This is a genomic window from Alteromonas lipotrueiana, assembly GCF_019249245.1.
Classification (GTDB): Bacteria; Pseudomonadota; Gammaproteobacteria; order Enterobacterales; family Alteromonadaceae; genus Alteromonas; species Alteromonas lipotrueiana.
This window is the reverse complement of the sequence record NZ_JAESDK010000015.1, coordinates 23,825-44,006: the sequence shown is the minus strand read 5'-3', so window position 1 is coordinate 44,006 and position 20,182 is coordinate 23,825. Positions and strand designations below refer to the sequence as shown.

General features: G+C 46.9%; 17 protein-coding genes and 1 tRNA gene. 6 read left to right on the top strand and 12 right to left on the bottom strand.

Annotated elements, in window-relative coordinates:
• Positions 1–101: 101 nt before the first annotated feature.
• Complete coding sequence (locus tag JK130_RS11045; RefSeq protein ID WP_218354385.1) at positions 102–1,211, top strand: AAA family ATPase; 1,110 nt, start codon at positions 102–104, stop codon at positions 1,209–1,211.
• Positions 1,204–3,396 (top strand): S8 family peptidase, encoded by a 2,193-nt coding sequence (locus tag JK130_RS11040; protein ID WP_218354384.1) that lies wholly within the window; start codon positions 1,204–1,206, stop codon positions 3,394–3,396. Before JK130_RS11045 ends, JK130_RS11040 begins: the two co-directional genes overlap by 8 nt.
• A 76-nt stretch (positions 3,397–3,472) precedes the next feature.
• On the opposite strand, the gene JK130_RS11035 is transcribed toward JK130_RS11040, so the two are convergent.
• Positions 3,473–3,549, bottom strand: a tRNA-Arg gene (locus JK130_RS11035).
• A gap of 248 nt (positions 3,550–3,797) precedes the next feature.
• Between JK130_RS11035 and JK130_RS11030 the strand changes: the two genes are divergently transcribed.
• Both JK130_RS11030 and JK130_RS11025 read left to right on the top strand, forming a co-directional pair.
• Positions 3,798–4,202, top strand: a complete 405-nt coding sequence (locus JK130_RS11030; protein WP_218354383.1) for a c-type cytochrome — start codon at positions 3,798–3,800, stop codon at positions 4,200–4,202.
• Between the two features lie 195 nt (positions 4,203–4,397).
• Entirely contained in the window at positions 4,398–6,995 is a 2,598-nt protein-coding gene (locus JK130_RS11025) for a bifunctional diguanylate cyclase/phosphodiesterase (protein ID WP_218354382.1), read from the top strand.
• A 101-nt stretch (positions 6,996–7,096) separates the two neighbouring features.
• On the opposite strand, the gene rep is transcribed toward JK130_RS11025, so the two are convergent.
• Complete coding sequence (rep, locus tag JK130_RS11020; RefSeq protein WP_218354381.1) at positions 7,097–9,112, bottom strand: DNA helicase Rep; 2,016 nt, start codon at positions 9,110–9,112, stop codon at positions 7,097–7,099.
• A gap of 110 nt (positions 9,113–9,222) precedes the next feature.
• Here rep and ubiK point away from each other — a divergent pair, with 110 nt between their 5' ends.
• On the top strand, positions 9,223–9,480 hold the full coding sequence (gene ubiK, locus JK130_RS11015) for a ubiquinone biosynthesis accessory factor UbiK (RefSeq protein WP_218354380.1): 258 nt from the start codon (positions 9,223–9,225) through the stop codon (positions 9,478–9,480).
• On the opposite strand, the gene ubiA is transcribed toward ubiK, so the two are convergent.
• Both ubiA and JK130_RS11005 read right to left on the bottom strand, forming a co-directional pair.
• On the bottom strand, positions 9,481–10,356 hold the full coding sequence (gene ubiA, locus JK130_RS11010; RefSeq protein WP_218354379.1) for a 4-hydroxybenzoate octaprenyltransferase: 876 nt from the start codon (positions 10,354–10,356) through the stop codon (positions 9,481–9,483).
• 3 nt (positions 10,357–10,359) lie between these two features.
• Positions 10,360–10,908 carry a chorismate--pyruvate lyase family protein gene (locus tag JK130_RS11005; protein ID WP_218354378.1) on the bottom strand — a complete coding sequence of 183 codons (549 nt, stop codon included), beginning with the start codon at positions 10,906–10,908 and terminating at the stop codon, positions 10,360–10,362.
• Between the two features lie 182 nt (positions 10,909–11,090).
• On the opposite strand from JK130_RS11005, the gene JK130_RS11000 reads away from it, so the two are divergent.
• Positions 11,091–11,504, top strand: a complete 414-nt coding sequence (locus JK130_RS11000) for a flagellar basal body-associated protein FliL (protein ID WP_218354441.1) — start codon at positions 11,091–11,093, stop codon at positions 11,502–11,504.
• A gap of 13 nt (positions 11,505–11,517) precedes the next feature.
• Here JK130_RS11000 and glpG read toward each other — a convergent pair whose 3' ends face one another.
• The 8 genes from glpG to JK130_RS10960 all read right to left on the bottom strand — a co-directional run bounded on the left by glpG (position 11,518) and on the right by JK130_RS10960 (position 20,172).
• A complete protein-coding gene (gene glpG, locus JK130_RS10995; protein WP_218354377.1) occupies positions 11,518–12,369 on the bottom strand; it encodes a rhomboid family intramembrane serine protease GlpG in 852 nt (283 codons plus the stop codon).
• A complete protein-coding gene (gene glpE, locus JK130_RS10990) occupies positions 12,366–12,683 on the bottom strand; it encodes a thiosulfate sulfurtransferase GlpE (RefSeq protein ID WP_218354376.1) in 318 nt (105 codons plus the stop codon). The genes glpG and glpE overlap by 4 nt, the downstream gene beginning before the upstream one ends.
• 5 nt (positions 12,684–12,688) lie before the next feature.
• Positions 12,689–13,711 (bottom strand): L-threonine 3-dehydrogenase, encoded by a 1,023-nt coding sequence (tdh, locus tag JK130_RS10985; RefSeq protein WP_218354375.1) that lies wholly within the window; start codon positions 13,709–13,711, stop codon positions 12,689–12,691.
• Complete coding sequence (locus JK130_RS10980) at positions 13,708–14,904, bottom strand: glycine C-acetyltransferase (protein WP_218354374.1); 1,197 nt, start codon at positions 14,902–14,904, stop codon at positions 13,708–13,710. The genes tdh and JK130_RS10980 overlap by 4 nt, the downstream gene beginning before the upstream one ends.
• 131 nt (positions 14,905–15,035) lie before the next feature.
• Positions 15,036–17,477 (bottom strand): putative bifunctional diguanylate cyclase/phosphodiesterase, encoded by a 2,442-nt coding sequence (locus tag JK130_RS10975; RefSeq protein ID WP_218354373.1) that lies wholly within the window; start codon positions 17,475–17,477, stop codon positions 15,036–15,038.
• Positions 17,478–17,482: 5 nt separating this feature from the next.
• Positions 17,483–18,649 (bottom strand): hypothetical protein, encoded by a 1,167-nt coding sequence (locus JK130_RS10970; RefSeq protein WP_218354372.1) that lies wholly within the window; start codon positions 18,647–18,649, stop codon positions 17,483–17,485.
• On the bottom strand, positions 18,646–19,113 hold the full coding sequence (locus JK130_RS10965) for a type 2 periplasmic-binding domain-containing protein (RefSeq protein ID WP_218354371.1): 468 nt from the start codon (positions 19,111–19,113) through the stop codon (positions 18,646–18,648). Before JK130_RS10965 ends, JK130_RS10970 begins: the two co-directional genes overlap by 4 nt.
• A gap of 102 nt (positions 19,114–19,215) precedes the next feature.
• Positions 19,216–20,172 (bottom strand): glycosyltransferase family 9 protein, encoded by a 957-nt coding sequence (locus tag JK130_RS10960; RefSeq protein WP_218354440.1) that lies wholly within the window; start codon positions 20,170–20,172, stop codon positions 19,216–19,218.
• Between the last annotated feature and the right edge of the window lie 10 nt (positions 20,173–20,182).

Below are 20,182 nucleotides of genomic sequence, written 5' to 3'. Positions count from 1 at the left end.
TGTACCTAACCCAATTTAGCTTCACAAAACAGGAAAAAAAATGATAAAAATAGTAAACTAAGTGCCAATCTATCGAAATAAAAACCCTAAAGGGACAAAAAATGAACTATTTAGTGGAGTTGTCCAAAATCATAGGAGGGGCACTAGCAGGTGATGAAAAGGCGGTTAGCGCATATACTGAACTATTATCTACTAAGCTGGAGCAATCTGGTGATATCAAGGCAGCCGATAGACTAAAAGAACTGTTAAAGCAAAAAAAGCCCTCCAAGGCACTGCAACCAAGCTCGCTGACTCGTCCTATCCCTGTGGAAAAAGACAATAGATTTTCACTGGCCGATAAATCTGAGCCCCGAGGCAACGTGGTTTTCATGACAGAAAACGAACAAGAGCTCATAAACTCTTTTGTTCGCTACATTAACAACAAAGAAAAACTTGCTTTTGCTGAAATACCCATAAATCCGACTTTACTCCTCTATGGCCCACCAGGCACGGGGAAGAGTAAGCTTGCAGCTAACATAGCGCAACGTCTCGACTTGCCACTCGTGACAGCTCGGGCGGATGCTTTGATTTCTTCATACCTTGGTTCAACCTCGAAAAACATTCGCAGTTTACTTGAATATGCTAAGGAAGAACCGTGTGTGTTGTTTTTAGATGAATTCGACGCTATCGCAAAGGCAAGAGACGACCGGAATGAAATCGGCGAACTTAAAAGAGTCGTAGTAAGCTTGTTACAGAATATCGATAACCTAGAAGATACAGTGCTTGTAGCCGCTACCAATCATGAACACCTGTTAGATCCGGCTATCGGTAGACGTTTTCACTACAAAATACATATGAAAAATCCTGAAATGGGTGTAAGAGAAAAATTAGTAAGGCACCTTTTAAGGAATTTTCCATTAGATGAAAATGAATACTATCTGTTAGCACAAGTTTCTAAAGGAATGTCAGGCGCAGAGATTGAAATAATCATTCATGATTATCTTCGAGAAATCATCGTTGAAGATAAAGAGGTTGAAACAACGAAAATTCTAAGACGTTTCATACAAGCCGCAAACCCAAACATTTCCTTCGACAATGAAAATAAACCAGAAGAAATAAAAATTTTAAGAGAGTTAGACACTGAATTTTTCTCAGGAAAAATAATCAGCCAGCTTTGGGGTATATCTCCCAGCTACGTAAGCAAAATTTTAAAGGGAATTAAGCATGACTGAAAAAAAGAATAAAATTAAACACGTTCGTTTCTCGGACATTGACTATATCCAACCAGATAGAAGCTATGGAGGTTCAAGCAAGCCCCACAAAGAAGTTACTGACAACTTTATTATCGGTTTGCTTAGTTCTATCGACGAGTTGAAAGTTAACCTTGAAAACATTGACAAATCACTAACTACAGGCGTGACAGCTGCCGTTGTTGAGCTAGAAGAAAATGCTATAGCTAAAACGAACAGACCAAATTCCATTTTTTCAGATAAATCATGCCCATTTTTTGGAGATATCGGACATACAAAATTCCTTATAAAGGTTACAGAGTCAGGCTTGGAATCATTAAAATCTAAAATAAGCCAAGCAAAAAATACAAAAAAGGCATTAAAGGAAGTTTCTGCAATAAAATCGATCCATCCATATAGGCCAAGAATAGAATTATCGGATGATTCAAATCAATTAAGCGTAAGACTCTTTCGTTTTAATTCCCAAGAAGATAATAGCTTTCTAGATTCAAAATTTGAAGATTTTCTAAATTCAAACGAATTTGGGTGGTATAAACACAGATCCAACTCCATTCGGCTATATAGAGTAGAGGGCAATCCTGCTGAAATCGTATCAAAGCTCAATCAATTTTTAGGAGTGCAAAGTGCGACTTCAAGCAAATGCATTAAAATAAAACCCATGGTTGGTGGAGTAAACTCAGAAGAGCAAGTTGAAATTACTCCTCCCAGTGACGTCTTTGAATATCCTATTGTAGCTGTCGTTGACTCTGGAATCAGCGATTCGTGTAAGCCTCTAGAGCCATGGTTAGTTGGCCGAAACTCATATGTTGCAGCTCCCTACAGAGATGCTTCACACGGTACCTTTGTAGCGGGTCTAATCTGTGACTCCCATAATCTCAATGGTCGCGACGTCAGGTTTCCTTTATGCCAAGCCAAGGTTTTTAGCGTAGAAGTTTTAGGAAATGAACATGGTGATATGTATGAAATAATTAATGCCATGTATGAAGTAGCCGAACAAAACCCCGATATAAAAGTCTGGAATTTGTCACTGGGTGCGTCTACTCCAGTATCCATGAGCGAAATATCAGCCATGGCATTACTTTTAGACGAATTTCAGGATAGATATGATTGTATTTGTGTTGTTGCTGCGGGAAATTTTGAAGATGAGACTAGAGCATGGCCGCCGAACAAGATACTAAATGATGGAATATCAAGTCCAGGTGATTCAGTTCGAAGTATTACTGTCGGTTCACTCGCACATGTAGATGGTTTCGTGAAAAATGAAGAGCCATCTCATTTCAGTAGGAAAGGACCTGTTTCTAATTTCGTACAAAAGCCCGAAGTCGTCCATTACGGTGGGAACATAACAATTGTCGGCGGTCGCCCCTTAGTTCTTGGAGTTAATTCAGTAGATATCAGCGGCTACTCTCGCAACGACATCGGAACCAGTTTTTCAACTCCAGTGATTTCTGCTATAACTGCAAATCTATTCCAAGCCTTAGGAGATAGAGCAAATGTTAACCTTGTAAAAGCTCTGATTGTACATAGCGCTAATACCTCTTATCCTACGCCAATCGAATATAGGCCTTACTTTGGTTGGGGCGTACCACAAAGTTCTAGTTCACTTTTGTCAGTGAGTGACTTCGAGACAACGGTAGTCTTCGAAGGGCAAGCTAAAGAGAGCTTTGAGATAAATAAACTGCCTTTCCCAATACCCTCGTGTTTGCGAACTCCTGAGGGGAAAGTTCGAGCTGAATTTTTTATAACACTCGTATATACACCTGAATTAGATCCCAATAAGGCATTTGAGTATTGCCAAGTCGATTTACAGTTGGGACTTGGGAAATATGACCAAACAACAGGAAAATTCAATTCCAAAGTCCCTCTACAAACTTCGGATAATCTTTACGAGCATGAACTAGTTAAGAACGGCGATAAGTGGTCACCAGTAAAAGTTTATCATGCGCGCTTTCCACAAGGTGTTGATATTGACACGTGGAAACTGAGATTAACTGTTTTAGGTAGAGATGGATATTCGGCCCCAGATGTAGCTATTCCGTTTTCCGTAGTATTAACCATAAGGGATTTGGATGCAGAGCAACCAGTCTATAACGAAATGGTCAGATTAATGAATGATTACAACTGGGAAGTCTCCGACTTGGTTCTGGATCAACGAATTCAGCTGTAGCCTTGCTACACATTTGCTACATATTTTGAAAAGGGAATTTTTAGAGGATAGGAATCGGGCCACAGCCCTTTAAAAATGGCGCACCCGATAGGATTCGAACCTATGACCTTTGCCTCCGGAGGGCAACGCTCTATCCAGCTGAGCTACGGGTGCGTACTTTAAAACTTTTCAACAAGATTTTGGCGGGCAATTGCTGCTCTCGCTAACCTGTCGAGGGCCGCTATAATACGTATCCCTGGGCTTGGCATCAACCGTTTTGTGTAACAATTCTGAATGCACTATATTTTTCCCGAGTCTTGGGCCAAAAACCGGTTAAATAGGCCTAAACTATTGTAGTAAAATAGGAACCAGTATAATCTTTCAACAATATTGTATTTTTTTGACGTTGCCTGGAGGCAGATGTGAAGATAAAACTTTGGTTTGGCGCAGCAGCTGTGGCTCTGGTTGCGGTAGTTCAGGCTCAGGATATGAGCGATGAAGCAATTGCAGAACGCATTAAGCCCCATGCTTCGCTTAAAATAGCCGGAGCAGAAGACGCTTCTGCTAGCGCAGGTGCCGGCGGCCCCCGGTCGGGCGAGACGGTATACAACAATGCCTGTGTTGCCTGTCATGGCGCGGGCGTGCTGGGCGCACCTAAACTTCAGGTAGCCGCTGACTGGCAGCCGCGTATTGATGAACGTGGCATGGACATGTTGCTGCAAAATGCTATTAACGGCTACAACGCAATGCCACCCAAAGGCACGTGTGGAGATTGCAGCGACAATGAGATACAAGCGGCTATTGATTATATGATTGAAGGTACTTAAACCCTGCCCATCTTGGCCGGCGTTCTTTCACGATGCCGGCTATTCGCATCATAATCAATACCTTCCAGCGAATATACATACCTTAAAAACGAAGCTTTGCCTGTCGTATTTTTAAACAAATCTGGTATTTGTTGCAATAATACGCTAGCTTTACCGCCCCCTTTAACATTATAAAAATAATTACTGGCTAACTTGATGTCGACAAGGTCTACGCAGTATGAGTTATCAGAAGAAGAACTTCGCGAGCTGATACCTCAACTGCAACAACTCACTGATAAATACAAACGCGCCGAACGCATTCAAAAAGCGCTCTTTGATATTTCAGAACTGTCGAGTTCAATCAGTAATCTCAACCACCTATATAGCTCGGTTCACGAAATTATCGGCGACTTTATGAATGCCGACAACTTTTTTGTGGCCTTTTACGAACGCGATGTAAATCTTATTAACTTTGCTTATTTTGTTGATGAGTTTGACGAACAGGCTATTAAGCAGGTGCCGGCAGAAGAGATGATGGACGGCATCACCGGCTACATTCTGCGTACCGGCCAGCATGTATTTTTGCATAAAGACGAAACAGATGAGTTTGCCCATAACACTCAGGTGAAAATGGTTGGAGCGCCGCCGAACTTACTTTTAGGCGTACCCTTGAAGCGCGGAACTCAGGTTATCGGCGCAATGGTGGTGCAAAGCTATGATGAAAATGTGTCTTATACACAAGAAGATCTGGAAGTTTTATTATTTGTTTCGCAACACATTGTTACTACAGTAGACCGGGTAAAAAGCCGGGAGTTAACCGAGCGTACTATTCGTGAGCGTACCAGGCAGCTGCGCAAGATAAACGATGACCTGCAAGAAGAGATTCTTGAACGCCAAAAGGCAGAACAACTGCAACAGGCATTATTTGAAATTTCAGAACTGGCAGCCAATGTAGAAGGCGACATGCACAACTTCTACAGCAACTTACACGATATTTTGGCCCGCCTTATCAGTGCTCCCAACTGTTATATCGCTACATTAGATGAAGAAGCCCAAACCCTGAAGTTTCCTTATTACAGCGATATTGAGAACGAAGGCGCGTTGGAAAGACCCCTGGGGCTAGGTCTTACTGAAATGGTATTACGCTCGGGTCAGGCAGAGCTCATCAACCCTTCGCGTATTTTGCAATTAGCCGAAGCCGGTGAAATTGATGTAAGTGTTGCCCAAACTATGCTCAACAGTTCTAATTCGTGGTTGGGCTCGCCCCTGGTGGTCGAGGGCGAAATATCGGGCGTTATTGCAGTGCAAACCTATGGCAGACACGCCAAATACACGCCCCGCGATTTAGAACTTTTACGCTTTGTGTCACATCACATTGCCGTGGCAATGGAGCGCAAGCGCAGTACCAAAGCCATACATCGATACAATGCGCAGCTAGAAGAACATGTTAAAGAGCGCACGGAAGAGCTTAACAAAGCCAATGACAGCCTGCGCGAGCAAATTGAAGAACGCAAAGAGATGGAAATGAAGCTCATTCATGATGCCCATCATGATGCGCTAACTGATTTACCTAACCGCACCATGTTTACCAGCCGGTTAGAACTGGCAGTCGCCAGCAAGCAGCGCTATCAGGACAATCTTTTTGCCGTGCTGTTTATTGATTTAGACCGCTTTAAAGTGATCAACGATACCCTGGGCCACCACGCGGGCGACGAATTTTTAGTAGAAGTGGCCCGGCGTATCGCGTTATGTGTTCGCGGTCACGATTTGCTGGCTCGTTTGGGCGGCGATGAGTTTGTGGTGCTGCTCGACAATTTTGACTCTGTAGAAGATGTTGAAGAAGTCGCCACGCGCATTATTGATGCCGTGTCCCAACCCTTTGTGTTAGAAGGCAAAGAGATGTATTCAGGGGCAAGTATTGGTATTGCCCACTTAGATGCGTATTACCGTAGTGCCGATGAGGTGCTGCGCGATGCGGATGCCGCCATGTATCAGGCTAAAACCCTGGGGCGTGGCCGCTTTGTTATGTTTGATAAAAGCATGCGCGAACGCTTAATAGAAGAGCTGGAGCTAGAAAACGAATTTCGCCATGCCCTGCGTGAAGAAGAGTTTGACTGCTTTTTACAGCCGGTTATTAATTTAACGTCAAACCAGGCTATTTATCATGAGATGTATGTGCGCTGGTCACACCCGCAATACGGCAAAATTTCACGCGAGCAGTTTCGTGAAGTGGCTGAACAAAGCGGCCTCACCTTAGATTTGGATTTGTATCAGCTAAACCATGCCTGCGATCTACTGATTGCGCGGCAACAAGCTGATCGCCCAATTAAGATTGCCGTTAATGTGTCGGTTAACCATTTACTGCGCGGCTCACTGGTAAACAAAATCCTCGCGCTTATTGAGCAAAGCGGCGTAACCCCACAACAGCTGGTGTTTGAATTTGACGAAAACGATTTAAACCGACGCTCACAATCTATTTTACCGGCCATTAAACAATTAAAACGCGCCGGCGTAACGCTGGTACTGGATAATTTTGGTAGCGGGTTAGCCTCGTTAAGCTATTTATTTGCTTATCCGTTTGATTATATAAAGATTGATCACCGGTTTGTAAAATCGCTGCCCCGCTCGCAGCGCAACCGAAAACTTATTCAGTCGGTTATGCTTATCTCTGAGCACCTTAAATTTAAGGTGATTGCTGAGGGAGTTAACTCGGCATCACAACTTGTTGCGCTGCACGAAATACAGTGTAACTTTGCTCAGGGCAAAGCCCTAAGCGAGCCTGAAGCCCTGGCCATACGCACGTTAGCAGGGTAACAACGCGTCGGCCCAGTGTCAGTTTAATTGCATGTACTGAATGCTCTGGCGGAGCATTCTGATTAACCGCTATAGGTTCTGTTTAGGGTGGTTAGCACCGCTCATTCTTTGCCCAGCATAGCGCGCAAGTTGGCAATACTCTTATTGCCTTTTTCCTGACGCTCTTCAGCGCTGACCTTTTTCTTTTTTTCCTCCCAATCTACATCATCAGGGGGCAATTCAAACAAAAACCGGCTGGGCTCAGGGTTTAGCACCTCACCATATTGGCGTCGTTCTTTGGCCAGCGAAAATATCAGTTCGCGCTGGGCCCGGGTAATGCCCACGTAGGCCAGGCGGCGCTCTTCTTCTACGTTGTCTTCATCAATACTGCTTTGATGGGGCAATAAACCTTCTTCCATACCCACTAAAAACACCACCGGAAATTCGAGTCCTTTCGAGGCGTGCAAGGTCATTAGCTGCACCTGATCAGCCTCGGCGTCGTCTTCGCCGCGCTCCATCATGTCGCGTAAAATGAGTCGGTTTACTACCTCGGGCAGGGTCATTGGCGGGTCCAGCTCGCCTCCTTCCAGCATGTCGGTAACCCACCCAAACAACGTACTGACATTGGCCATGGCCATTTCGGCCGCTTTGGGCGTATTGCTGTGTTCATACAGCCATTCTTCGTAGCTCATCGACTTTATCATTTGGCGTAGTACGTCTTTGGTTTCACCCCGCATGGCATTGTCAGATAACTCTACCATCCAGCGTCCAAACCCGGCGACCCGGCCGTAAGCTGCCTCAGGCAAAACCTGACGCAGGCCGTCGTGTACCGCCGCTGCAAAAATAGACACACCCAGTTCGTTGGCAAAATTCCCCAGTTTTTCAAGAGTGGCGCGGCCAATGCCTCGATGTGGCGTGTTAATAATACGCAATAGCGCATTGTCATCATCTGGATTCACCAACAGGCGTAAATACGCCATGATGTCTTTAACCTCGGTTCGCCCAAAAAACGACATTCCACCACTTATCTTGTAAGGTATGCGGTTAGCCATCAGCAGTTTTTCAAACAACCGGCTTTGATGATTACCCCGATACAAAATGGCGTAGTCTTTAAATTTAGTGCGGTTCATAAATTTATGCGCAATAAGTTCAGCCACTACCCGTTCGGCTTCGTGCTCTTCATTTTTTGCCTGAATAACCTTAAGCGGCTCGCCGTAAGCCAGCTCTGAAAACAGCGTTTTGTCGAACAAATGCGGATTGTTCTGAATCAAGATATTTGCACAGTGCAAAATTCGCTTTGATGAACGATAATTTTGTTGCAGTTTCACCACGTTAAGCCGCGGAAAATCTTCTTTCAGTAGATTAAGATTTTGTGGCCGCGCACCGCGCCATGAATAGATAGACTGATCGTCATCGCCCACCACCGTAAAACGGGCCCGCTCGCCCACCAGCAACTTAACCAGTTCGTACTGACTGGTGTTGGTGTCCTGGTATTCATCAACCAGCAGGTAACGTAGTTTACGCTGCCACTTTTCACGCACCTGAAGATTAGATTTGAGCAATAAGGTGGGCAGCAAAATCAAATCATCAAAGTCCAGGGCGTTATACGCCTTTAAATGATTCTGATATTGCCGGTACGCCTCAGCAAATTCTTTTTCACCGGTACTGGCCGCCTGATTTAACAAGGCATCGGGTAAAATCAGGTCGTTTTTCCAGTTGGATATGCAGCTTTGCAGTAATTTAAGCTGATCTTTATCGCCGTCTAATGTGTCTTCGGTTAAATCGTTTAGCAGCGCCATTGAGTCTTTATCATCAAACAACGAAAACCCGGGTTTCAGGCCCAGTTCTTTTACATGCTTTTTGATAATATTTAGCCCAAGGGTATGAAATGTGGAAACTTTCAAGCCGCGCGCTTCAACCTTACCTAAGGTTTGGGCCACCCGCTCTTTCATCTCCCGGGCCGCCTTGTTGGTAAATGTAACCGCAGCAATAGAGCGCGCAGGAATATCACACTGGCGTACCAGATACGCAATTTTGTTGGTAATTACCCGGGTTTTTCCGCTTCCGGCCCCGGCCAGAACCAGACACGGCCCAGAAACGTATGTAACTGCAGATTGTTGAGCGTCATTTAATCGCATAACTGTTGGTATTGGCTCTTGCTAGGGTTATGAAGGCGGTTTTCGTTGCATGTGCTCAGCAACTCATTAAAATGGTTAAACCATGTCGTGGCGCATTATAGAGGAAAACTATGCTCGATCCGAAAAAACTCGAAGAACTGGCAAAACAAATTTCTAATGCGGTACCCCCCGGCATGCGTAATGCCGCTGAAGGTGCTGAGACCCGGGTTAAACAAGTATTACAGTCGCAATTGTCTAAGCTGGATCTGGTCAGCCGTGAAGAATTTGATATTCAGAGTCAGGTGTTAATTCGCACCCGTGAAAAACTGGATGCGATGGAAGCCCGTTTGGCAATGTTAGAGGCCCAGCAGCAAGCTGACAACTCGTAGTCAGCTTACCAGCAGATAGTCTGTCAGCAACCCTACAGCAAAGGCGAGTCCAACGTAGTGGTTGTCTAAAAACGAGGTAAAGCACGCTTCTCGTTGCCGAAACCGTATATTATATTGCTGCTGGGCAAACAGCCCAGCGCATATAATTATGGCCAAAAATACCGGCCAGCCAGCCCCAATTTGCATTGCCACAGCCCACATTAAGATAAGGGTGGTTACTTGCAACACCCCAATACTTATTTTGTCGTACCGGCCAAATAAAATAGCACTCGATTTCACCCCAACTTTTAAATCGTCGTCTCTGTCGACCATGGCATACATGGTGTCATAGGCAATGGTCCAACATAGGTTAGCAAAAAACAATAACCAGCATGCTAATGGCAAAGACTCGTTAATGGCCGCAAAAGCCATAGGTATCGCCCAGCCAAATGCTGCCCCCAACACCGCCTGAGGCATGTTGGTATAACGCTTCATAAACGGATAACAGGCAGCCAGTGCTACGGCAACCACCGACAACGCTATGGTCATAGGGTTAAGCATAAGCACCAGCAAAAATGACAGCCCCACCAATACGCCAAACAGTTGCAGTGCTTCTTTTTCACTGGCCTGCCCGCTTACCAGCGGTCGTGCTTTGGTGCGCTCAACAGCGCCATCTACCTTTCGGTCAGCATAGTCGTTTATCACACAGCCTGCCGAGCGCATTAAAATTACCCCAGCCACAAAAATAGCCGTTATCGATAATGCCGGCACACCTTCTGCGGCAATAATTAACGCCCAGAGCGTGGGCCACAGCAACAAATAAATACCAATCGGTTTGTCTAGCCGGGTAAGTTTGATATAGGCGTCAAGATTAGAAAACGACAAACGATTTTGCATAGATTAATTGCCCTGATAAGCCGGTGAGGCGGTCAGAAAGATTTCGGCGACAATAATATAGTCATTGTGCAGATGAAACCGAGAACGACGGCCCCACAAATGCGCTTTCGGTGACGCTTTGCCGTCAAAGCAAAAGGCCTGAGCCGGAACCTGACATAGCTCAAAGTCACTGCGCACAAAACGTGCATCGTTGAATAACCGCTTGCCCAAAGGCTCATTGCCTAAATTAGCCAGCTCGCCGTCAACCAAGCTTTGCGGCAACACCGAGCGGGCAAACACCCATGGCGTGGTATCGGCGCACAGCAGTACTTCACGCACCTGCCAGCTATGGACCGAATGCTGAGGCAGCCAACGCTGCTCGTTGGCATATAAGGGCGCGGCTCCCTGCCCCAGCCGGTTAACGGTCAGCGCATCGCATTGCTCTTGCAAGCGTTCGGTCAGCGAACCGGTATCAAGTAGCCAGTGCCGCAAGGTTGCATTGTTAATTTGCACCTCACTGGCCGGCTGCCAGTGCACCTGAACATTGTGGGCGTAAGGAAAAACTAATTCCAAGGACTAATACACTCTTTATTCTTTATCGGCTATCTTAGCATTATGAAATCAGGTCGCACAGTGTTGGCCACCATACCAAAAAAATACCACCAGATAGAGGTTTATTGGTAAGGCTTTGCTACACTATACAAATACTTATCCTTGCTTCTTTACCAGCACAGTAGTCTTTTAATACTATGAAAATGCATTATTTACTCCGCCACCTTACGGCGCTAATACTAATTACCGTGTCTGTAGTTAGTTTTTCAACTCAGGCTCAAGGCAAACCCAATTACGCATACCTGGGATTAGAGCCCGACATCGTGACTAATTTTGTGGGTCCTTCGGCAAAAAAGCTGGGATTTGTCAGAGTAACCATTGAACTGATGATTGCCGATGCCGATCAGCTAGAGATAGCCGAGCATCATATGCCCTTACTGCGGGCGACCGCTATTGAAGTATTTGGGCAGCAGACCAAACAAAACGTACGCTCGATGACCGGGCGTGAAGACATACGTTTGGCGGTACTTAAAGCACTGCAAACCCACATGAAACAAGAAACCGGCGCAGAAATCATCAAGAATGTGATTTTTACCAAATACCTTTATGACGCCTAGCCGGTTAAGTTGTCTATACCGGCTTGCGCCGGGCTCCTATGGCTAATAGTGCCGCCAGAGCGCAGCCGCATATTAGTCCGGCCAGGTGAGCGGTATTGGCCATTTCTACCCACAGCAGGTCAGTATAACCAATCACCAGCCAAATGAGCATAAAGCCCACAATTGAGCGTGGCAAACCTAGCCCCCATTGTGGCCGCAGCCAGCCTAACCACCAAACAAAGCCCAGCACGGCATATACCACGCCCGACAATCCGCCAAAGTTGGGGCCGCTCACCAATGCCTGCGCAACATTTGATACCATGGCCGAGACCACAAATACCATAAATAACGCAAAGAACCCCAGTCTGCGTTCAATTTGTGCTCCCAGCATCGCCCACCACAACATATTAAAAATAAAGTGCAGAGCACTAAAATGCAGGAAAACCGGGCCAATTAATCGCCACCACTGACCGCTTTCCAGTAGCTGCGGCAACGGCTGCATGGTCAGCGTGTAGTAAAACTGAGGAAACAACCCTACCCAGGACAATGAATAAATCAACGAACACAGCACCAGTATTACCGCAGTAAAAGGGGCATAGCGGGCGTTGTTTAACATAGTGCCCAGGGTATTGCCTTTGCCAAACGACATTTTCACCTGTTCACCCGACTGCCAAGCCGCCTGCTGATAGCGAGGATGCCCCGGTTCTTTTAAAAAGGTTTCGCAGATGTTTTTTACCTCAGTCAAATCACTGTCTGAGGCCACGCTTACTTCATATTCGCCTTTATTCAGCTGGTGTGCCTGAGCCCGGTAACCCTGACTGGTCAGGTAGGTCGCTAACGTATGGGCATACGCCTGGTTTTGAATTCGTAATATAGGCTGATTCACGATGTGGGGGTTACCGAACTTTGGCTTGCGCGCCAGGCTTCAAAGCCACCGTCCATACTATACACTTCGGCAAATCCCTGGCCCGCAATCATTTGCGCAGCCTGCTGGCTGCTAATACCGTGATAACACACCACCACCACCGGCTGCTGCTTAGGCGTGGTGCTAATAAACTTAGCGAAATTATGGTTATGCAGATGCTGGGCATTTTGCATGTGCCCGGTAGCAAATGATTGCGGATCGCGAATATCAACCACGGTGTAGGCTGACAAATTGTCAGCCACTTCCTGTACAGAAATATGTTTAAAATCAGACATTCAGACTACCAGTTTAAAATCACTTTACCCGACTCACCCGAGCCCATTTTGTCAAAACCTTTTTGAAAGTCATTAACATCAAACTGATGGGTGATAATAGGTGAAAGGTCCAGGCCACTTTGCAGTAAGCTGGCCATTTTATACCAGGTTTCAAACATTTCGCGGCCGTAAATACCTTTAATTACCAAACCTTTGAAAATAACCTGATTCCAGTCTATTGCCACATCTGAAGGAGGAATGCCTAACATGGCTACCTTGCCACCGTGGTTCATCACATCCAGCATTTCACGAAACGCCACCGGCACGCCTGACATCTCCAGACCTACATCGAACCCTTCTGACATGCCAATCTCTTTCATCACATCGCTTAACGACTCTTTGCTGACATCTACCGTCCGCGTCGCGCCCATTTTTTCAGCCAGCTCTAACCGAAAAGGATTGATGTCGGTGATCACCACATGTCTGGCACCCACATGACGCGCTACCGCCGCTGCCATAATACCAATTGGACCCGCGCCGGTAATAAGCACATCTTCACCGACTAAATCAAACGACAAGGCAGTGTGTACCGCATTGCCGAAGGGGTCGAAGATAGATGCCAGCTCGTCTGAGATGTTGTCCGGTATTTTAAAAGCATTAAATGCCGGAATGCTCAGATACTCAGCAAACGCGCCCGGGCGGTTAACCCCAACACCGGTGGTATTACGGCAAAGATGACGCCGGCCAGCCCGGCAGTTTCGGCAGTGTCCACAGGTAATATGGCCTTCGCCCGACACCCGGTCGCCAACCTCGAAACCGCGCACTTCCTGACCCATTTCGACAACTTCGCCTACATATTCATGACCAACCACCATAGGAACCGGAATGGTCTGTTGTGACCATTCGTCCCAGTTGTAAATATGCATGTCGGTGCCGCAAATGGCTGTTTTACGAATTTTAATCAGCAGATCATTATGACCCACCTCGGGTTTAGGCGTATCTTCAAGCCAAATGCCTTTTTCGGCTTTTGCTTTAACTAAAGATTTCATTCAATAATCCCCATTTCGCGGCCAATTTCAATAAAGGCATCTACCGCGGTATCGACGTGCTCTATGGTGTGGCCAGCCGACATTTGAGTACGAATTCGCGCTTCACCTTTTGGCACCACCGGATACGAAAACCCAATAACATAAATGCCTTTTGCCAACAGTTTGTCCGCCATTTCGCTGGCCTTTTTAGCATCGCCCAACATAACCGGAATAATGGCGTGGTCTTTACCCGCCAGCGTAAAGCCCGCCTCTTGCATACGCCTACGAAAATGCTCAGCGTTACGCCATAACTGCTCACGCAGCCCGCGGCCTTCTGCCATCATGTCGAACACTTTCAATGAGGCTGCCACAATGGGTGGCGCAACTGAGTTTGAAAACAAATAGGGACGCGAACGCTGACGCAGCCATTCAACAATTTCTTTTTTACCGGCGGTATAACCACCTGACGCACCGCCCATGGCTTTGCCCAGGGTGCCGGTAATAATATCGATACGATCTAACACACCGCAGTATTCGTGACTGCCTTTACCATTTTCACCTAAAAAGCCGGTGGCATGACAGTCATCAACCATAACCAGTGCATCGTATTTGTCGGCTAAATCACAAATACCTTTCAAATTGGCAATGACACCATCCATTGAAAACACACCGTCGGTAGCAATAATTTTGAAGCGCGCCCCATCGGCCTGAGCCTGTTTAAGCTGATCTTCGAGCGAGGCCATATCGTTGTTGGCATAACGATAACGTTTGGCCTTACACAGGCGCACACCGTCAATGATACTGGCATGATTTAGCGCATCAGAGATAACCGCATCTTCAGGGCCTAACAAGGTTTCAAACAAACCACCATTAGCATCAAAGCACGACGGATACAAAATGGTATCTTCGGTGCCCAGAAACTGACTGATTTTGCCTTCTAGTTCTTTGTGAATATCTTGCGTACCGCAAATAAAACGAACCGAGGCAACCCCGAAGCCGTGACTGTCCAGACCTTCTTTAGCGGCGCTGATAAGATCGGGATGGTTGGCCAGACCCAGATAGTTATTTGCACAAAAGTTGATCACGTGACCATCTTTGCCTACTTCAATGTCGGCCTGTTGTTGTGAGGTGATAACACGTTCTTTTTTGTACAGGCCATCTTCTTTAACCTGTTCGATTTGCGCTTGCAGATGAGCGGTAAATGCCTCAGACATGCTTTTCTCCGGTACCAGCTAAAAAGAGTATTTTAATGAATACCGGCTGCGCGGTATACCATTTCACAAAAGCCCGGCGTTACCGAGCTCATTTGCTGTAAATTAAACAACACACCCTGACATCAAAATGTTTATTGAACGGGTAGTTTCCATACTCCAGCATCCAGGGATTCGTTCAGTTGCTGCCACAATTGAGCCTGCGGAATGGGGGGGCTGAATAAATACCCCTGCCCCTGATGACAGCCAAACTGATCAAGCATGGCAAACTGCTGCAAAGTCTCAATGCCTTCGGCAACGACAGTCAGTCCCATCCCTCGTACCATTGATACGGTAGAAGCCACGATACTGCGATCATCATCACTTTCGAGCATGCCAGATACAAACGAACGGTCAATTTTAATAAAGTCGGCCGGTAAGGCTTTTAAATAACCCAGTGATGAGTACCCTGTTCCAAAGTCATCAATGGCAATTAAACACCCCATTGCCCGCAAGGTCTCTAACGTTGCTGAGGCCCGGGTGATATCTGCCACCAGCGCGGTTTCAGTTAATTCAAGCTCGATCATATGCGGTTCAACCGCATACTGCTTTAACTGGCGCTCGATAAACTTGGGTAATGCCGGGTCCAGAAAATGCGCGGCCGAGATATTAATTGCCATCTTAATCCCGGTATAACCCCGCGCTTTAATTTGGGCAGCCATATTAATGGCTTGTTCGATAACCCAGTAATCAATCGTCATCATCAGCGAGGTATTTTCCAGCAAAGGAATAAACTCGGCAGGTGAAATAGGCCCTTTTTCGGGATGATGCCAACGTATCAGTGCTTCCATGCCCACCAACTTGCGCGTGTGTAAACACAACTGAGGCTGCAAGGCTAACGAAAACTGATTGTCGTTAAGACCAATACGAGCTTCTTTTTCAAGCTCGACCCGGCGCATTACACGCTGATTCATCGACACATCGAATTTACAATAGGCAGAGCCCTGCTCGGCTTTGGCTTCGTACATGGCAATATCGGCATGGCGCAAGAGCTCCATGGCGGTGGTGTCGCTGTCGTTACAAAATGCCAGCCCAATACTCAGCGAAACATAAAACTGGTGGTTATCAAACTGAATCGGGGCTTCAAATGCCTGAATCAGCCGGTTGGCCACAAGTTCTACCTGACACACAGTATCCAGACTGGGCAGCAATATAACAAACTCGTCACCGCCAAAGCGTGCTGCCATGTCGCTTTCACGCAGCGGCCCGTTAATACGCTGGGCCGCCGCCTGAATGAGTTTATCGCCTACATCGTGACCATGGCTGTCGTTAATACGTTTGAAGTCGTCAAGATCAAGAAACAGCAAACCCAACGGGGCATTTTGCCGTGTTGCCAGAGAGACTTCTTTTTCCATCTGAAACATCAGCATATTGCGATTTGGCAAACCGGTGAGCACATCAAACATGGCCATGTTTTCAAGCTGCGCCGTAGTTAGCGCCATTTTGCTGTCGATGGTCTCAAGCTCGTGGGCCAGGTTACTGGCAGCTTCTTCTAAAACGTCAAGCTCATCGGTAAGGCGTTTGTTTTGAAGCGGACGCGAACGACTGGCACTTTTGTTGAATTCTTTATAGCGGTGTTCGGCAAGCAGCGGCAATCGCTGACTTAACGCCATAAGCCGACTGCGATACTGATTTAAAATTAAATACAACAACAGCGCAAAAACGGCGACTAGTCCTACTGCGCTGCCCACCACCCAGTTTTGATAAACGCTGGCCGAACGCACCTGCTCGGTAATATCGCGGGCAAATAAAATGTAACTATCAGATACCCGACCATCAAGAATAGGCAAAAGACTGACCAGCAGCAGTCTGTTTTCGTAAACCACCCGACTGCCCTGGGTCGTTAAAGAGGCGATGGATGTATTGGGCGGTAATGCCTGAATAATAGCGGTCACCGCTTTTTTGTTGGCCGCCGACAACCGGCTGATAACCGTCATCGACTCGGCATTGTCAGAGCCTCTTGCAATGGCGATACGACCTACATCGGCCGAACGTGACAGCAGCGCAAGTAATTCCTGCATACCGGTAGCAAATACCATAACCGCAGGCTCAGCATTTTGGGTCATAACCGGCGCAGCAATATAGCGACGGCACAAATGCGCGCATGAGGTCAGTACCTGCGGACGTAAGGTTTTTAATGCTTTGCTCCGTAAATCTACAACAAATCCCGGCATTTCGCGGTCATCGCCATACACCAGCACTTCCTGAGCATTAAATAACCAGACATTGTCTATTTGCAAGCTCATTTGCATGGTATTGCGGGCATCTTCAATTGCACTTTGCAGTTCACTTACCGAGGCGGGCAATCCGCTTTTATCCTGGGTAAATGTTTCTGCCCACAACAAGATACGGTCGGTTAATAACGTATTGAGCAAAGCATACCGATGCATGTTTTGCTGTTGTACCACCTGATGCTGGGTGTCGATAGCGGTATTAGACTGCTGTATAAGCAACGAGCCAATCACGGCGGTAATACAGGCCATCATCAACATTAACAACAGCATCACTTTGGTTAAAAATGAAAGTTTCACACGCATAGAGTTTAAAACCAGTACATAAGTTGCACCGACCACATGCGCCAGTGCTCAGCTGTTTTAGTCGTATGTTGAGGCAATATCAGGCTGGTGGCCCGGGCGCCGCCTTCCACCCAATGGTGTTCGCCCTGAAGCCGCCAGTTTGGGGCAAGGTCCCAGCGAAAACCTACGGCCAGGGTGTCAGCAAAACCATAATGGGCGGGTATTAACCCTTCGCTAATCTGGTTAAGACGCAGACCATCGGGGTCGTCACGGTCAAGGGTGTAGGTGTCGTAGCTTACCAAGGCGCTAATACGCGGCGTAAATAAATAGCGGGCCTGAACATAACCCCCTTCACTTACCCGTTTGTTACGAAAACCTAATGCGTAGCCACCGCTGTCTACCCGGTCTTCACGAAGCAGCTCTGAGCTTATTTCCCAGAACTCGCTAAAATAGATAGCCGAAAGCATGAGTCTGGAAACATTTGTGTCTCCATCGACAAAATTATCGACCGGCGCCGCTTCGTAACTAAAGTCAGAATTAAGCCAGCTGGCACCTACCCGCCAGTTGAGCGAAGGCGGTTGATAATACACACTAAACTGATGCACAAAATCCTGTAGAGCGTGGCCCTGAGCCCCTTCACCTAAAAAAGCGCCGGTTTCGCCCTGGTTTAATGGCGAGCGGCCATAGCTCCAGTTAACTTCCCAGGTACCGGTATCTCCGCTACGAATAGACTGTAACAATGCCCCATCGCTGCCTAAGGTAATGTCTCTGAAACCGTCAAAATACACCGACTGTGGCAATACGGCGGTCGCCCGGGTATGGGGGACATCGCGCGTGGCTGAGTACAGCCAGTGACGATTTTTAAAACGGCCAATATTTAAGTGTGTATTCCATTTATAGACACTGGGTAATTTCCAGTCCAAAAACAGGTAGTCGATGCGGCCGCCCTTCTCATAACGGTTACCGCCATCAAGATAATTTGCCTGGCCTACCAGCGCCAGTGACGGGTTCAATTGAAACCGGGCATTAACCCCGATTTCAGTCAATTCAGTGGTGATGTTGTTATTATCGGTAATAAAGTTGCTGTCTATCGACTGGGTTATGCCCTGCGAAACATAACCATGCCAGCTAAAATTGTCGGCTTGCACCGCCACACTTAATGCAGAAAGTGAGAAAACTAACACTCGTTTCATTGCGGTATAACCTTTTCTTGCTGATCGTCTAACATTTTTTGGCTGGCGTAACCTATGGCCCCTGGCGTGGTATAAACAGCTTGAACCAACGCTTGAGGGGATTTAACAATGTGGGGGGGATCGCCCTGGCCTGAGTAGGTAATTTGATTCCAGATGCGCTCTAACTGATACGGAAAGATCTGCAGCACCTGCTGACAAAATTGTTGATGCAGTGCGGTATCGGTATTCAATACAAACACATGAATTTTTGAGCCATCTTCCCAGTGCTGCTGACGGGCAGAGAAAATTTGACGTGCTTCAGCCTGAGAAATAGTCTGCTGAGCAATATCAGGATGAAATATCACACTGATATCCATCTCCTTTGCCTGTAGATTACAGGTGTACAAAAACGCCATCACCACTACCACTGAAAACAGCAGATGTGTTGGCTGTGTTATACCGCCAGATATCCTAATCAAGGTCATCTAGCTTATCTCCCTGGTCTGGCTCATAGTCAGCATCAATAAATAGTTATGTAATTATTTTAAACAAAATGCGCTCGCTGTATCGGCGAGGCGCTCTATAACTCAAACAACTTGTCTGACTTTTTCCCAAACATCATCAACGTTAATGTGTTGCATTAAGTCATCACCTTTGGCACGTGTACCCCAGGGTAACGACTCCCATGACTTACCCTTTTGCCGGGTGATCATTGTGTCATACACCGACACCACATATTGTAGGTTATTCACCGGCCCGGTACGCCGCGGATTAGAGTGCGCATACAAGCCTACTACGGGAGTTCCCATCGCCGCCCCAATATGTGCAGGCCCGGTGTCGGGGGCCACCACTAATTTAGCATGGCTTAACAAGGCGGCCATCTGGTGTAGCGAGGTTTGCCCAACGCGGTCGTGTAATGGTGCCGCGCACTGCTGTTTTATAGCATCAGCCAGTTCTCGGTCTAATTTACCAGGCCCTCCGCACAACACCACCTGATAGCCTTTATTAACCAGCCGGTGAGCAATATCAGCATAACCCGTCACACTCCAGTTACGGGCGGCTTTACTGGCAGCCGGACTTATCACCACAAAAGGTCCCAACGAAGCGGCCTGTTGCTTTGCCCAGTGCCTGGCTGAGTCTTCTAACGGAATATCCCAGACCAACGGAGCCGGCGGTACACCTAGCTTATCGGCAAAATCCATAAACCCCTCAATGACATGGGCATGTTTACGCGCAGCAATGCGTTCGTTGGTAAATAACCAATGCAACTCTTTGCTTCGGTCCCAGTCAAAGCCAATTCTGCGTTTAGCACGAATCACCCGCGCGGCTAAATTTGCACGAAGCGCGACCTGCATCATTAACAGCGCATCAAAATGCTCATCACCCAAAGCGTTTTGCAGCTTCTTTACCGCTTGTTTTTTCTCAGTTTTGTCAAAGACAACAAACCGAACCTGCGGAATAAGTCGCACCAGCTGATATTCAATTTTGCCAATGACCCAGGTAAGTTCAGCATCAGGCCATTGTTGTCGGATTCGGGTTACCATTGCAGCAGCG

What these genes read in the sequence shown, in the direction of transcription:
- JK130_RS11045 (WP_218354385.1), top strand. Translation starts at nt 102, where the DNA reads ATGAACTATTTAGTGGAGTTGTCCAAAATCATAGGAGGGGCACTAGCA.
- JK130_RS11040 (WP_218354384.1), top strand. Translation starts at nt 1,204, where the DNA reads ATGACTGAAAAAAAGAATAAAATTAAACACGTTCGTTTCTCGGACATT.
- JK130_RS11025 (WP_218354382.1), top strand. Translation starts at nt 4,398, where the DNA reads ATGTCGACAAGGTCTACGCAGTATGAGTTATCAGAAGAAGAACTTCGC.
- rep (WP_218354381.1), bottom strand. Translation starts at nt 9,112, where the DNA reads ATGCGATTAAATGACGCTCAACAATCTGCAGTTACATACGTTTCTGGG.
- ubiK (WP_218354380.1), top strand. Translation starts at nt 9,223, where the DNA reads ATGCTCGATCCGAAAAAACTCGAAGAACTGGCAAAACAAATTTCTAAT.
- ubiA (WP_218354379.1), bottom strand. Translation starts at nt 10,356, where the DNA reads ATGCAAAATCGTTTGTCGTTTTCTAATCTTGACGCCTATATCAAACTT.
- JK130_RS11000 (WP_218354441.1), top strand. Translation starts at nt 11,091, where the DNA reads ATGCATTATTTACTCCGCCACCTTACGGCGCTAATACTAATTACCGTG.
- glpE (WP_218354376.1), bottom strand. Translation starts at nt 12,683, where the DNA reads ATGTCTGATTTTAAACATATTTCTGTACAGGAAGTGGCTGACAATTTG.
- tdh (WP_218354375.1), bottom strand. Translation starts at nt 13,711, where the DNA reads ATGAAATCTTTAGTTAAAGCAAAAGCCGAAAAAGGCATTTGGCTTGAA.
- JK130_RS10980 (WP_218354374.1), bottom strand. Translation starts at nt 14,904, where the DNA reads ATGTCTGAGGCATTTACCGCTCATCTGCAAGCGCAAATCGAACAGGTT.
- JK130_RS10975 (WP_218354373.1), bottom strand. Translation starts at nt 17,477, where the DNA reads ATGCGTGTGAAACTTTCATTTTTAACCAAAGTGATGCTGTTGTTAATG.
- JK130_RS10970 (WP_218354372.1), bottom strand. Translation starts at nt 18,649, where the DNA reads ATGAAACGAGTGTTAGTTTTCTCACTTTCTGCATTAAGTGTGGCGGTG.
- JK130_RS10965 (WP_218354371.1), bottom strand. Translation starts at nt 19,113, where the DNA reads ATGACCTTGATTAGGATATCTGGCGGTATAACACAGCCAACACATCTG.
- JK130_RS10960 (WP_218354440.1), bottom strand. Translation starts at nt 20,172, where the DNA reads ATGGTAACCCGAATCCGACAACAATGGCCTGATGCTGAACTTACCTGG.